Source organism: Bacillus sp. EU55 (assembly GCF_038005925.1).
Classification (GTDB): domain Bacteria; phylum Bacillota; class Bacilli; order Bacillales; family Bacillaceae; genus Bacillus; species Bacillus velezensis.
In genome coordinates this window covers 1,836,503-1,850,345 of record NZ_JBBOUE010000001.1, presented here as the reverse complement: position 1 = coordinate 1,850,345, position 13,843 = coordinate 1,836,503, and the positions used below count along the sequence as shown (strand labels likewise).

The 13,843-nt window shown below is 45.0% G+C and carries 12 protein-coding genes and 1 pseudogene; 1 reads left to right on the top strand and 12 read right to left on the bottom strand.

The features are described 5' to 3' along the window. Positions 1–8 precede the first annotated feature (8 nt). The 8 genes from NYE50_RS09515 to NYE50_RS09480 all read right to left on the bottom strand — a co-directional run bounded on the left by NYE50_RS09515 (position 9) and on the right by NYE50_RS09480 (position 8,380). Positions 9–758 carry a polyketide synthase gene (locus NYE50_RS09515; RefSeq protein WP_003154094.1) on the bottom strand — a complete coding sequence of 250 codons (750 nt, stop codon included), beginning with the start codon at positions 756–758 and terminating at the stop codon, positions 9–11. Between the two features lie 9 nt (positions 759–767). Beyond that, complete coding sequence (locus NYE50_RS09510; protein ID WP_044801447.1) at positions 768–1,541, bottom strand: enoyl-CoA hydratase/isomerase; 774 nt, start codon at positions 1,539–1,541, stop codon at positions 768–770. Continuing rightward, the gene (locus NYE50_RS09505) at positions 1,538–2,800 is read right to left on the bottom strand and encodes a hydroxymethylglutaryl-CoA synthase family protein (RefSeq protein WP_159354184.1); all 1,263 of its coding nucleotides are present in this window, start codon (positions 2,798–2,800) and stop codon (positions 1,538–1,540) included. The genes NYE50_RS09510 and NYE50_RS09505 overlap by 4 nt, the downstream gene beginning before the upstream one ends. Before the next feature lie 51 nt (positions 2,801–2,851). Then, entirely contained in the window at positions 2,852–3,100 is a 249-nt protein-coding gene (locus tag NYE50_RS09500) for an acyl carrier protein (RefSeq protein WP_014417817.1), read from the bottom strand. A gap of 65 nt (positions 3,101–3,165) precedes the next feature. Next, positions 3,166–5,406, bottom strand: a complete 2,241-nt coding sequence (fabD, locus tag NYE50_RS09495; protein WP_159354183.1) for an ACP S-malonyltransferase — start codon at positions 5,404–5,406, stop codon at positions 3,166–3,168. A 1-nt stretch (position 5,407) separates the two neighbouring features. Next, positions 5,408–6,382 (bottom strand): acyltransferase domain-containing protein, encoded by a 975-nt coding sequence (locus tag NYE50_RS09490; protein WP_159354182.1) that lies wholly within the window; start codon positions 6,380–6,382, stop codon positions 5,408–5,410. Between the two features lie 136 nt (positions 6,383–6,518). After that, a complete protein-coding gene (gene fabD / locus NYE50_RS09485; protein ID WP_103526894.1) occupies positions 6,519–7,388 on the bottom strand; it encodes an ACP S-malonyltransferase in 870 nt (289 codons plus the stop codon). A 314-nt stretch (positions 7,389–7,702) separates the two neighbouring features. Further along, entirely contained in the window at positions 7,703–8,380 is a 678-nt protein-coding gene (locus NYE50_RS09480) for an MBL fold metallo-hydrolase (RefSeq protein ID WP_003154103.1), read from the bottom strand. Positions 8,381–9,098: 718 nt separating this feature from the next. Between NYE50_RS09480 and NYE50_RS09475 the strand changes: the two genes are divergently transcribed. Further along, the gene (locus tag NYE50_RS09475) at positions 9,099–9,308 is read left to right on the top strand and encodes a hypothetical protein (protein WP_159354181.1); all 210 of its coding nucleotides are present in this window, start codon (positions 9,099–9,101) and stop codon (positions 9,306–9,308) included. Between the two features lie 410 nt (positions 9,309–9,718). On the opposite strand, the gene NYE50_RS09470 is transcribed toward NYE50_RS09475, so the two are convergent. The 4 genes and pseudogenes from NYE50_RS09470 to mutL form a co-directional block, all read right to left on the bottom strand. Next, positions 9,719–10,246, bottom strand: a complete 528-nt coding sequence (locus NYE50_RS09470) for a hypothetical protein (RefSeq protein ID WP_159354180.1) — start codon at positions 10,244–10,246, stop codon at positions 9,719–9,721. Positions 10,247–10,470: 224 nt separating this feature from the next. Further along, positions 10,471–11,070, bottom strand: coding sequence for a DUF4145 domain-containing protein (locus tag NYE50_RS09465; RefSeq protein WP_159354179.1), 600 nt, complete (start codon positions 11,068–11,070; stop codon positions 10,471–10,473). A gap of 217 nt (positions 11,071–11,287) precedes the next feature. Next, positions 11,288–11,761 (bottom strand): annotated as a pseudogene (locus NYE50_RS09460) (tyrosine-type recombinase/integrase). Positions 11,762–11,967: 206 nt separating this feature from the next. Continuing rightward, positions 11,968–13,842, bottom strand: a complete 1,875-nt coding sequence (mutL, locus tag NYE50_RS09455) for a DNA mismatch repair endonuclease MutL (RefSeq protein ID WP_053573449.1) — start codon at positions 13,840–13,842, stop codon at positions 11,968–11,970. Position 13,843 lies beyond the last annotated feature (1 nt).

Here is a 13,843-nt window from a genome sequence, read left to right as displayed (position 1 = left end):
TGTATGTCTTATACTCCGTACATCGTCGTGATTCGTTTTTTCACTTCATCATCATGAAACGTCTCATCGTGCATGATTAACTCCTTCTCAATGACGGCCGGAAGCTGCTCGCGAAACGGCGTCACCAAGTGCCTTTTCAATGTAATTAAAGAGTTTCTCGGTTTTTCCGCAAGCTCACGGGCCAATTCCTGCGCATAGTCTAGTACTTCCTGCCGCGGAAGCACCGGAAAAGGCACCCCTCTTTTCTCCAGGTCACCGCCGCGGTAGTGGCCGCCGTTTAACAGCATTTCATGGCCGAGGCTTGCCCCAAGCTTCTCCGGAACGATAAAGGTAGCGCCCATTCCGGGGGTGAAACCGTATTTCATAAAGTTTGCGGTATACACGCTTTCTTTGCTTAAAATGACAAAATCACTGAAAAGCCCCATGACAAACCCGCCTCCGATTCCGTGGCCCTGCATGGCGGAAATGACGGGGATATCACATTCCAGCGCCAAAGAGTACATGCGGTCTTCCGTAAACTTCGTGATGCCCTGCTGAATCCTGAGCAGGCCTTCCTGTGTGCCTCCGGAAGCAAAGTAATGGCCGTATCCTGTTAAAATCACAGCTTTATAGACTGACGATTTTTTTATACGGGTGAACGCTTCCATCAATCCATCCGTCAGTTCTTTGGAGAAGGCGTTTTTATGGGCTTTATCCTGCATTGTCACTTGGATAATATCCGGTTCAATTTCGAGCAGTTCAACTGCGGCGTTCGGCATGATATCCTCCTAACTGTTCTCCGTTTCCCAAGGAAGCCGCCCCGTTTCTGCATAACGGAAGATGGCTGATTGGTTATCCGGATCTGAAAACATCGCTTGATTTTCGGCTAGAGCAATGGATTTTGAACGATGAACAAGGTCGTTTAAGGAATCCATGTATTGTTTATAGCGGATGACTGCTTTTTTCGACAGAGGGCGAAGACGCAGCAAATGCTTTCTCAGCTCTGTTGCTGAGTCCGGGACGCATACGTCACAAAGTCCCCATTCAAGCGCCTGGCGTGCCGGCACGGGCTTTGTCATAATCGTCATATAATGCGCCTTTTGAAATCCGATTCTTTGAATTAAAAACGGCAGAACGCAGGCCGGATAAAGTCCGAATAACAGTTCAGATAAACTGAACGAAGCACTCTCCTCTGCAATGACGATATCGCACGCGGCGGCAAAACCTACACCTCCCGCATTTACTTTTCCGCGGACGCGGGCGATTGTGATGTACGGCCCGGATTTTAATGCCAGCCACAAACGGTAAAGCGGCTCCTGCGATTCCGCATGCTGCATTCCCTGCCTCATTTTCCGGTACATCTCATCAAAATCCGCCCCGAAACAAAATACCTCCGGCTGCCCTTCAAGCACTACGGAGGTCACGGAGTCTTCACATTCAGAAAGAACGTGCAGGCATTCCTCCACTAAACACTCATTAATCGTATTGTTGGCTTCAGGCCGATCAAAGGTGATGAAGCAGACATTTTGCTGAAAACGGACGTTGATCGTTTCATAGGTCACGATATCCACCTGTATTTCCGATGAAATTCCGTGATTTCTTCCAAATACAAACGAGGGCTTCCTGTATGATGGTCTAAAATGTTCGGCACCATATTCATATCCAATTTGACATTCCTGGTTCCGAACTTCACCAGACCGCTGCCTTTAAACAGTTCTTCATACTCTTCCATGGACAGCCTGTATCTGTTGTTCAGGTGCTCTTCTATTTTGAAAGAATGCTGCCGCGTTTGTCCTTCAGGCGTCACAACGCCGCTGTAAAATTCTGAACAGCATCCGGAGCCGTAGGAGAAACAGCCGATCCGCTTAGAAGTGTCAAATGCCCCTTGGTCAATCGTGCTTGCAAGAGCCAGTAAAGAGGCTGCTCCCATAATGTTTCCGACTCTTTGGCAGTAGCGGAGCCCCGGCTCTACTCTGGTTTGAAAATCCTGTTCGATTTCAGCGTTTTTCGCTTTTGCAAGCTTGCGCATCATCGTCCGGTGGGCCCCTTTGACCATGCCGCCAAACGGTGTATGGAAGGCTAGATAGTGAAACGTCTCTTTGTAGTCAGCGCCCGGCACACGGTTTTTGTACTCGCGAAATGTCTGTTCACAGCAATCGAGGTAAGACATCAATGACAAATCGGCGTCACCGGCTTCACTGTCCGGGATCGGACGGCATGTATCCATCACCTCATAGCCGTAGTAGCCGTTAGCGCCCGCATCCGCCTGAAATACAATTGGATTTTCACCGATCAATAAGGCGACGGCACCCGCTCCGGCGCTGGGTTCGGCGTAAGACCAATCCTCACTTAACGCATCACCGCCTTCGGCAATTAAAAACCGGGAAATATCCATCGCGACGACAAGCGCCTTCGCTCCGGGGGATGTCTGCGACAAAATAAAGTTAAGCGCCATCTGCAAACCCGCCGTTCCTGAATAACAGGCTTGTTTCAGTTCAAATAAACGGCAGTTCCGGTTGAGGCCTAAGTAATCATGAATATATGTACTGAGTGATTTTCCGAAGTCGATGCCGGACTCCGAGCAGGTAATCAGCAGCTCGATTCTGTCTTTTTCAGCCTCTGTCAATCGGTCGATAATCGGCTTTGCCGCGTTAACGCCGAATGTAACGGGGTCTTCGTACGGAAGCGCCACCGCTTTTTCTTTCATCAGTAAATTTTCAAATCTGGCAGGGTCTAAGTTTCTGTACTCCGCCAGCTGCATGACATCAAGGTATGCTGTCCCGCCAAACACATTTATCGCTTCTATTCCGGCAGCCGCCATGAACTTCGCCTCCAATATGAATTTTGAGTTTCCGATTATTTCACCGTTTTATCAGACAGCCTGTACCTTTTCATAAAGCTTTGCCGCCAATTCGCCGATGTTTGACACTCCCGTCAGCTCAACACGCGGGATCTGCAGTGATAATTCTTCAAGCATCATCGTGATAATTTCGGCGCGGTCCACTGAATCCGCCCCCAGATCAACTAACCGGTCTTCCTGTGAAAGCTGTTCGCCTTCTAAATCAGGCAAAACCTCGTAGATTGTGTTCTGCAGCAATTCAAAGATTTTTTCTTTACTCATTGTCAGTTCCTCCCTGTTTCATTTTTTATGAATATTCCATGTTTTCAATCTATCATTTCGTCTTGTCAACACGTTTGCAAAAATGAACCTAACTTCTGATTCAAAAGCGAGGCCGTCTCTTCCATAAGCCGCAGGCCGATATCATCGGCATGGCGGTTTTTCCAGGACTCCAGCTCCGTACCTTTCACCCATTGATTAAAGGCGCCTAATGCCGGGCCGCAATGAATCTGGAAGTCTACCTTGGCATCCGGGTCTCCTTTAATCGCCGAAGCAGAACTTTGCCTGAAATACCATTTGAATATGAGCGCCATTTTCTGTTTCGGATTCCGTTCGGCTTTTGAAATGTCTTCATTCGAATAATGAGCCTTCACTTTGTCATAAATACTGCTTACACTTGCCTTAAAATACTTCTCTTCTATTTGTCTGAGTGTCTTTTCATCAATTTCTTCAATTGAGCGGTGACGCTGATACAGTTCATACAGCTTAGAGGCGCGGGTCGGAAAGAACAGCCCTTTCTTTAATACCTGCACCTTGCTGCCTGATTCAAACATATCGCCGGCCGGCGCGTAGGCCGTATCCTGTACATTCATCTGCTGCAGGAGGTCCTTTACGAGGCCGCTCGTCGCTGCTTCAACGGTGCATTGGTTAATAGATCCGGTCACAATAAAATCAGCGCCGAGCATAAATGCGGCCATGGCAGCCTCAGGCGTTCCGATTCCCCCCGCGGCTCCGATGCGGACGGTTTTGCCGTATCGGTATTTTTTCATCATGTCATCTCGTAAACGGATGATCGCCGGCATGAGACTGTAAGCAACTCCGCCGTCAGTGTGGCCGCCTGAATCAGCCTCTACGCAGATGTCATGCGCAACGGGTATTTCTCTCATCAGACTTGCTTCTTCAGCGGTAATTTTGTTTTCGGCTGCAAGTTTCTGCAGAATGTGATCAGGCGCCGGGCTGAGAAACGCTTCCGCTACTTCCGGACGGGACAGCTTGGCGATAATCCGCTGACGCGCTATTATTTGTCCGCCGGCACCGCGTTTTAACCCCTTAGCACGAAACCTTACTAAAGCGGGAGTAACCGTTAAAAACGCTGATGCTTCCAAGTTCTGAACCCCATGCTTCAGTAAAAGATCAATCATTTTTTCTTCTGAATCTGTATGCTTCATGTTATGTACAACATTTATGCCGAAGGAACCGCCGTTACGAAGCTCATGCTGAATTGACAAAATGGCGTCCTCGACGTGCGCGATGTTCAAACCGCCCGTTCCGAAAAAGCCCATCATTCCTTTTTCGGCCAGTTTGACGACCATTTCCTTCGAAGAAATTCCGCGGTACATGCCGCCGGCCAAGTAGGCGTATTTCAATTGATAATCGCGCTTAAACTCTTCATTTCCTAAAGACGCCGCCGTAATTGAGCTTTTTTCAGCCTCAGCCGGGACTTTGATTTCATCTGTTATCGGCTCCGCTTCAGCCGTAATTCTTTGAACCAGCCCCGTCAGCACTTTTCCGGGACCGATTTCCTCAAAGCTCATGTTCTTTCTTCCCATTAAGAAACGGATGCTGTCAGTCCAGTTCACCGATCCCGTTATTTGTCCGGTGAGTGTCTCTTTCAGCTCTCTCTGCTCATAGGGTCTTGCCGTCACATTTGAAATGACTGGAATGGACAGCGGCTTAAAACGGAAAGATTCAATAAACCGTGAAAACTCCTCCTTCGCTTCCAGCATGTATCTGGAATGAAAGGCGCCGCTGACATTTAAGCGGTGAACCATTTTTACGCCGTTTACGGCTTCAAAAACGGATGCGGCTTTTTCAATATCTTCTTTATATCCGGAAATGACAATTTGCTGCGGTGTGTTCATGTTGGCGATATCAATCATATCCAAGTGATTTTCTCTTAAAACATCCGTCACCTGCTCGTGAGTCAGGCCGATCACCGCTGCCATGCCGCCTCCTTTTGCGCGGCTCATCAGTTCGCCCCTTTTTTTGACCAGCTGTAAGCCTTCTTCAAAATCAAAGGCTCCCGAAGCGTATAACGCGTTATATTCGCCTAAACTGTGTCCGGCGGTAAAATCCGGTTTCAAGCCGGTTTCTTCTGTTTTTTTCAGATAACTGAGGGCATTGACGACATAGAGCGCCGGCTGAGTGAATTGAGTCTGATTGAGACGTTCTCCGTCCCGGCACAGCTCCTGAATGGAATATCCGAGAATGTGATCGGCCTTTGCTGTTAATTCAGGATAGCGGCCGAACAGGTCCTCTCCCATCCCGATTTTTTGCGAGCCTTGGCCTGGAAAAACAAAGCTGATCATCTTACAGTCTCCTTCCGGGCGGTGATAAAATGCTGTCTTCTATTTGCTGCAAATGTGTTTGTTCTTTATGAAACGGCGTCATAATGGCACGGATGCGTTCAGCCGATCCTGCCGGAAGAATCTGTTTGGCAAATGCGGCCAATGTTCCGGAAGGCCCGGCATCGATATACAATCCTTTTTGGCGGCTGTCTGCGAATTGAAGCGCTTCGCGGAATCGAATCGGCTTTCTTACGATATCCCAGAAAAAGTCCGCTTGTATATCGGTCTCAGCCTCTCCGGTCGCACTGGAGATGTACGGTATAAATGGAGTCCGGATTGATTTCTGAGCTAAAAAGCGCTTGTACGGCTGTTCCGCCTGATCAACCAGCGCTGAGTGAAACCCGTAAGATACCGGCAATAGCTGATGAGGAATCTGCTTTTCTCTCAGATCGTCCATGATCCTTTTGATATGTTCCCGCTCTCCCGAGATGACAAAGTGAGAATGATAGTTTACAGATGCCAATTCACTATGTTCGCCGAGCAGCGGATCATCTTGATATAAAGCCGGATCACCCAGTATCGCAAGCATGCTGCCGTTACGGCAAGTTTCCGTAACGATTCGGGCCTGTTCCAGCACGCAATCTAAAGCATCCTCGGCGCTCAGCACGCCCGACACAGCGGCCGCTGCATACTCTCCGAGGCTTGCTCCGATCACATAATCGGGACGTATGCCTCTTTTCTCCAAAGCATATGCAAGTGCGTACTCAGCCATAAAAATGGCAGGATGGCTGAAAAGAAGGCGGTCAAATGGATCAGACAGACGATTGCCTGTATGATACATCTCTTTAAGGACAGAGTAACCGAAACGGCTGACTGCAAAATCGTCCAAGTCAAGCATTTTCTGCCGAAAAGCGGCGTTATGTGCAAACAGCTCTTTCCCCATTTGATAGTATTGGGAACCCTGTCCAGAAAACATGAAAACAATTGGCTGGTTCATTTGTTCTCCTTTTTGCTGCTTATTTTTTTAAAATATTGATTTGTGAGTTTTTCGTGATGTCGTGTGCAGGTGAAGTGGTCGTGATGTTGTATGGCTGGCACTATTGTGTGAGATAAGAATTTTGACTTGCGTTCCGCTACATGGCGGGTGAAGCTTCAGTTTCTTTTTTGATGCGGTGAATAAGCCCTGTCAGCACATGACCCGGGCCGATTTCTTCAAATTCCATCCGCCCTTTGTCCAGCAGATAGCGGATGCTGTCGTTCCATCGCACTGAATGGTCGATCTGATCGGCCAGAACGGAGTGGATTCCGTCTTGCTCATAAGGTCTGGCATGCACATTAGAAATGACGGGAATTGATATAGCAGAAAAATGAAATGACTGTAAAAATTTTTCGAACTCTTGTTTTGCTTCACTCATATACCTCGAGTGAAAAGCGCCGCTTACGTTTAACGGATGAAACATCGTAACGTCTTTTAATCCTTCGAATACGGTTTTGGCTCTTTCAATGTCTTCTTTGCGTCCGGATATGACAACTTGGTGAGGAGAATTCATATTGGCAATATCAATCGTATGTAATCCGTGCGTTTGAAGGGCGTCTGACACTTGAGCTGCAGTTAACCCCATAACGGCGGCCATTTTTCCGTCAGTGGCCATACTCATTAATTCGCCTCTTTTACGGACAAGCTGCAGGCCGGTAATAAAATCAAAAGCACCTGCTGCAAACAGCGCATTATATTCTCCCAAACTGTGGCCGGCCACATAATCCGGCTTTATGTCATTGTCTTGGATTTTTTTCAAATAGCTTAACGCGTTTACAACATATAAAGCAGGCTGAGTGAACTGCGTCTTGTGAAGATTGGAATACGGATTCTCAAGACAAAGCCGTTTCATGGAATATCCGAGTGTTTCATCAGCCTGCTCCGTTAAGTCTTTAAATTCATCAAACAATGAGCTCCCCATTCCCTGCTTTTGAGAACCTTGTCCGGGGAATAAGTATGTGATCATTTTCTCAGCCATCCTTTCTCGGATTCAGATAAGAAGCATGTTCAAGTTGATAGTAACTTCACAAAAATACCATGTCAAGTTAATTTATCCTATGCGAACTCCTGAATAATGCCTATTTTTCCCTGTCGGAAGGCGGACTCAGGGCTTTCGGAACAGGCGTAAGCAGAATGTCCCATCCGGCCTGCCCGGCGTTCTCTTCCGCAAACTCCCGTTACTCAGCCATTCATCACCAGAAATCTAGTAATAACTACCATTCCATTTCAGAAGTTCCTTGCCTCAAAAGGAAAGCTAGTTAGATAGAACTAAATTACACATTACTTAAAATGAAACAGCCCTTTTTGATTTTTTCTGTTGCGAAAATTCACGAAATGTTCTTTTTTTTCAATCTGAAAGTAAATATTGTTTTTCAAAAGACTCTCCATTTTTTGACCCGGCTTCTCCCCGAAGGAGTGCCCCGGATACACACGCACATGCGGCGGAATGGAGGCTTTGATCCTCTGTATACTGTGAAACATATCTTCAGCTGAGCTGCCCCTGTCCTCACATATACCGCACCCTTCTGTAAACACGGTGTCACCGGTAAAAAGATGATCAGATAGCAAATAGCACATTCCCCCGGCCGTATGTCCCGGGGTCAGTATACTTCTGATGATAAACCCTCCGGCCGCAAAGGTTTGGCCGTCTTCAAGCGCTATTAAGTTTCTGCACCGGAATTGATAGAAATCGATTTCCGCCGACGACATATATATATCAGAATGATAGATTTGCTGAAGCGGCTCCGCCAAGTTTACATGGTCATAATGCGAATGTGTTAATAAAATAGCTGATAAATCAACATCCAATTCATGCAGTTTATCGGTTATTTTATCGATTTCCCAGGACGGGTCCACCGCTATCGCAGATTTTTTTGAGCGGTCTGCGATAATATAACAATAGTTGGACCACATCTGGTGATAAGTTTTGATTTGATGCACTTCATATGTATGATCCATTGTCACCATTCCCATTTAAAAGATCCGGGCAGACTGCTGCCGCCGCCCAGCCGACTGTAACCACTTTACCAGATGACACCACGTTTTTCCATGGATTTTCCGGTAAAGATAAAAAACTGTTCAAATCAACCAAAAGAACCAGCCGAAGTTTTTTAAAATTTGTTATCGTAATATATAAGGAAATAAAAATATTCATTTACATGAATACTTTAGGAGATTTTATTCAGAAAATGAAGAATGGTATAATTTTCGGATAAAAAGAAAGAAAAACAAATCGAGTTTTTGTTTTGAAAAGAATTGTCTCGAAGCAGCCTGAGAGGATACTCAGTCTTTAAATGACATTCAATCTTGATTCTTATTTCAATCCTTTTCTTCAAGCTAAACTAAACCCATACGGCTTCCTCAAAATATATCAGAATACCTTAGCTCCTTACACCGAATTTCAATGTTATGCTTATGTGTTGGCATTAACACACAATTCAAAATTAGAAAAATACGACGTAATTCACACACAAGATGTTGTTTCTTCACTTTCTTGGAACAGCCGGAGCATTCTCCCCTGAGTAATCTTTTATGCTAGAGATAAAGCATCTTCTGGACCAAATGGCACGTACCCCGCTTGATGGATTACTTAAACTCTTATGTTTCCTCTTTAAACGGGACTATTGTTGGTGATTATCAAATTTAACCTGTGTTAAACTTTAGACGGGAGGTAATTATGGAAAATGAAAGATACGCTGAACCGAGTCCAAAAGCTATAAGAATTCTAACTTACATCATTCCTATAGTTTTAATAGGGCTTATCCTTCTTCTTAAGAATATTAATACCGCAGCAGCAGAAATTTCATTTTATATTGTTGCTGTCGGTGTGGTTCTCTTAGTGGTTTTCAGTTTAATCAAAAATAGAAAAAGCCACAGGAAGAACTAAATGTAAGGGGGCTAATTACTAGTCCCCTTTGACTTGCACATTGTTATCTCACCAAATTCCAATTTGATTTAAATTCTTCCCCCATCTATATTCACGCGTTGCAGGTGCAACTGCTTTTGTTTCTCGTTCAATTCGATTTTCCTTTGACTGATTTCAATGTTATAATTAATCTATTTTAAAAGAAACTCTTGTTCAGTGCGCCACCCTTTAAATTGATCAACGTATAAATTGTCTTCGGACATGGTTAATCCCTCCAATAGAAAAAGCGCCCTCCCGATTGAGAAAGCGCTTGGCATATTCTTTCTAAACTGCCCCCGCACTCAAGCCGACTCACGCCAATTGTCTATCCTGAGATTTACCGAACGCAGTTTCCGCAGTTTACAGAGAACATAAAAGCACCCCGAAGGATGCTAACAATAGTTTTTCTTACACATAAGATAAGCTTTTCTTACTTTATGAATTTCTTCACTCTTAAAATTCACAAGCTGTTTTCTTCTAACAATAATCTTAAAAGCGTCATAAATATCCATTACTTCAGACACTTTTTCACTTTGAAATTTAATCAAATCATATTTCACCTTATCGAATTCTGCAAACCGTAATTCTGTATTAAAATAGTAGGATATAGCACTCCAACTATCACCGCTGTAAAGTATTTCTTCTTCGAGAAAGTCGCTTTTAATTTTCATAAAATTATCTTGGATTTCATGCGAGATGATTCTTTCAATTACTCCTCTTCTATAGCTGATTTCCTGATTGTACTCGGCTTGTCTCTTTCTTCTATAAGCATCCCGTTCTGTATTTATTTTTTCTTGGTCTTTTTCAATCTGTAGTTGAGCACCCTTAATACCGCCTTTGTACCCAGCAATCGCTGTTATTACTCCAACGATTATTGTCACAATTCCCCCAATAATCGCTACCATTATTTCTTTATCCAATTTCTACACTCCTTTACCACTTTATCAATATTATCGGTAAAAAAGAGTGGTAAAGGAACCATTCACGAAATTTGTCGAACGATTTACCGGAAGCAGTTTAAAGAAAACATAAAAAAGCGACCCCGCTCATCAGCAGTCCCGCTCCCTTGATTTATTACCTATTACCATAATACCTTATCTAAAACAAAATGCTGTGCCTTTATCCTGCCAAGTTTGTGCCAAAATTAGTTTTTTGCCATTCTCCCAGGCATTTCATACTTTATTCTTAATAAAAATTCTAAAAACGTTACAATTTCTTCTGCTAATTTTTGATCTATTGATGGAATTTTATGAGTTGCAATGTTACCCGCTTGTCTAATAGCATCAACCCAATCCTTACCGTCTTTAGGAATAATGCCTTCACTCTCAAGAAAATTTACATAGGTTACAAAACTTTCTCCCTCTTTTGCACCTGAATCAACAGCTATATTCATTAACAGCTTCCTAGCTAACAATACACCTGCCGTATGTAATTGATGAGACATACAATCTCTTATTTCTGTGTAGACTTTTTCAATTTCTTCTGGAAGATGCTCTATTTTATTCCCATATCGTGGTGAAGGAATTTGAGTCCTACTAACAGCATTAAGCGATTCAAAATATGTAGGTCTGTTGCAATTAGAGCATATAAAAATTCTGGCCAAAGTAGACCGTATAGACCGTCCAGGATTTTTTCGATCACATAAATAACCTGAATCCGGACCAACTACCGCATCACAGTGGGCACATTGATATTTGTACGGTGACATTCTATTAACACTAAGCCATTCGCCATTTAATGCCATAATATAACTCTCCCTTTTTTTGTATAGTATAACATATCCACACAATCCACGAATTACCCATATGTTATATACTGTGCAACTGCCCGAAGTGCCGTCAGCCCTTGGCACCCTTGTTTTCAAGCAATATCCCTAAAATGAATTCCACGTATGCTTTTTGAAGGGAATCAATAAAAATATGCAGAAAAAAAGACTCATCTTGTTTATGAGATGAGCCTGCTTATATTTTAAATTTCTTCATGGCGTTGTTCATGGCATCCTGATTGATTCCAATGTATCGAAGGGTTGTCCGCTAGTCAGAGTGGTTGAAAATCTTCTGCAGCATAGCCAAATCTTTTGTTTGCTTTGAAAACCGGGAAATGGGCTTGTTGATCCCTTCGCGGCTTTTGAAAAGATATTCGTGATCTTCTTTCCCCTCGATATACGCCTTTAATTCTCTTTAAAGTCCCGGCGTCATGTCAATTCTCTTTTTCTTTTTGGTTTTCTTCTCTATAAGATTGAAATACGAACGTTTGGCGTCTCTTACCCTCAGTTCCAGTATATCTGATATGCGAAGGCCTGAGTTTATCCCGGTAACAAATAGCATGTGATTCCGCTCGCTCTGTTCTTTTAGAAACCGTTTGATATAGAAAAAGCATTCCGGGTCCGGCGCGCCCCCGTCCTTATAGACTTCCGCGCGAAGTGCAAAGTCCAGCCGGTAAAATGCTTTTGCTTTCGTTCAGATATCAAATTTTGTAAGAACGACTCGGTCATACCGATGTGAAAATGACCGCTGATGTCTATATCCATATCATGCAGAATCACAATCAAAAAAGCATTAATCAGTTTGATGAATACCTAAACAGCTAAAATCAGTGGGCAAAATGTGGGCACGAGAGATAAATCCCTCACAGAATCCTTCTACATCACACGCTTAAACATCTTCTCCATCTCATACGTACTGTGGTGAATAATGATCGGCCGGCCGTGCGGGCATGTGAACGGGTCTGTCGTTCGGCGCAGGTCGTCCAAGAGCGCTTTGATTTCGTCGTTTCGCAAATGGCGGTTCGCTTTGATTGAGCCTTTGCAGCTCATCATAATGGCCGCTTCCTCCCGCAGTTTCTTAATATCGATCTGTTTGGCGTCAAGCACCTGCTGAATGATTTCTTCAATCAGTTCAGCTTCTTCCCCTTTTGGAAACCAGGCCGGATGGCAGCGGACGATGTAGCTGTTCGTGCCGAATGCTTCTAAAAATACTCCGACGCTTTCAAGCTCATGCTGATGCTGGTCAATGATCAGCGCTTCATTTGCTGCGTAATGAAAGGTGAGCGGCACGATCATATCCTGCACTTCAGGCTCGACCTGCCCGACTTTCTCCCGGAAATATTCGTATTTAATCCGTTCTTGGGCCGCATGCTGGTCAATGATATACAAGCCGTTTTCGTTTTGGGCTAAAATATATGTCCCGTGCATTTGGCCGATCGGATACATCACCGGAACTCTTTCCTCCCGTATTTCTTCAGAGACAGCTTCCGGTTCCGGAGTATCGGAAACAGGCGCTTCCGTTTCGGGCATGCCGATCTCCGGCGGCACATCGTGATCCGCTTCATTCGGGAGGATCTCTTCTTCTATTATTACCGGCTCAGGCTCTTTTACGACCGAACTCAGCTTCATTGGTGAGTAAGACGGCTCCGGCGTTTTTTCAGGAAGTTTCCGCTCAGGCGCGCTTTCCTCGAATGTCATAAATTGCTGTTCGTTTTTGGCCGGTGCCGGCGCGGATTTTTTCGGGAGCTGGGCGCTCGGAATAAGCCGCTGCTTTTGAAACACTTCCTTTATCCCGTCACGGATCAGCTCATGCAGCTCCGTCTCTTTGCTGAGGCGGACTTCAAGCTTCGACGGATGGACATTGACATCGACCAAAATCGGGTCCATCGTAATTTCGATAAACGTAATCGGATGGCGGCCGATCGGCAGTAGTGTGTGATAGCCCTCATGCACCGCTTTTACAAGCGGGAAATTCTTAATGTATCTTCCGTTAATGACAGATGACATGTAGTTTCTGGATGCACGCGTGATTTCCGGAAGCGCAATGTAGCCCTTGACTTCAAAATCAAGCGAGCTGACATGGAGCGGTATCATTTTTTTCGCAACCGCCGTCCCGTAAATTGCGGCCAGCACATGGCGCACATCCCCGTTACCGTTTGTCTGCAGCAGACTTTTCCCCTGATGGCGGAGACGGATCGATACTTCCGGATGCGCAAGAGCGATCCGGTTGACAACATCCGTAATATTGCCGAGCTCCGTATGCACGGTTTTCATATATTTCAATCTGGCGGGTGTATTGAAAAACAGGTTGGTAACGATAATTTCCGTTCCTTTTCTGCTGGAGGATTTCTGCTCAGAAATGATATTCCCGCCCTGAAGAATGAGATGGGTTCCCGCTCCCTCGCCGATGCTCGTTTTGATTTCCAGATGAGAAACAGATGCGATACTTGGCAAAGCTTCTCCGCGGAAACCGAGTGTTCTCACCCGGAACAGGTCGTTTTCATCTTTGATTTTACTGGTCGCGTGGCGGCGGAAAGCCCGCTTGCAATCATCGGTTTCCATCCCTTCGCCGTTATCGAGCACCCGAATCGACGAAAGCCCCGCTTCCTCTATGTCGATTTCAATGACTGTGCTGTTTGCGTCGATGGCGTTTTCCACCAATTCTTTAACGACTGAGGCAGGCCGTTCGACCACCTCGCCGGCCGCTATTTTATTTGAAAGTTCATCTGACAGCTGGATGACTTTTGCCAAG

What these genes read in the sequence shown, in the direction of transcription:
- fabD (WP_103526894.1), bottom strand. Translation starts at nt 7,388, where the DNA reads ATGATCACATACTTATTCCCCGGACAAGGTTCTCAAAAGCAGGGAATG.
- NYE50_RS09480 (WP_003154103.1), bottom strand. Translation starts at nt 8,380, where the DNA reads ATGGATCATACATATGAAGTGCATCAAATCAAAACTTATCACCAGATG.
- NYE50_RS09475 (WP_159354181.1), top strand. Translation starts at nt 9,099, where the DNA reads ATGGAAAATGAAAGATACGCTGAACCGAGTCCAAAAGCTATAAGAATT.
- NYE50_RS09465 (WP_159354179.1), bottom strand. Translation starts at nt 11,070, where the DNA reads ATGGCATTAAATGGCGAATGGCTTAGTGTTAATAGAATGTCACCGTAC.
- NYE50_RS09500 (WP_014417817.1), bottom strand. Translation starts at nt 3,100, where the DNA reads ATGAGTAAAGAAAAAATCTTTGAATTGCTGCAGAACACAATCTACGAG.
- NYE50_RS09505 (WP_159354184.1), bottom strand. Translation starts at nt 2,800, where the DNA reads ATGGCGGCTGCCGGAATAGAAGCGATAAATGTGTTTGGCGGGACAGCA.
- NYE50_RS09490 (WP_159354182.1), bottom strand. Translation starts at nt 6,382, where the DNA reads ATGAACCAGCCAATTGTTTTCATGTTTTCTGGACAGGGTTCCCAATAC.
- NYE50_RS09515 (WP_003154094.1), bottom strand. Translation starts at nt 758, where the DNA reads ATGCCGAACGCCGCAGTTGAACTGCTCGAAATTGAACCGGATATTATC.
- fabD (WP_159354183.1), bottom strand. Translation starts at nt 5,406, where the DNA reads ATGATCAGCTTTGTTTTTCCAGGCCAAGGCTCGCAAAAAATCGGGATG.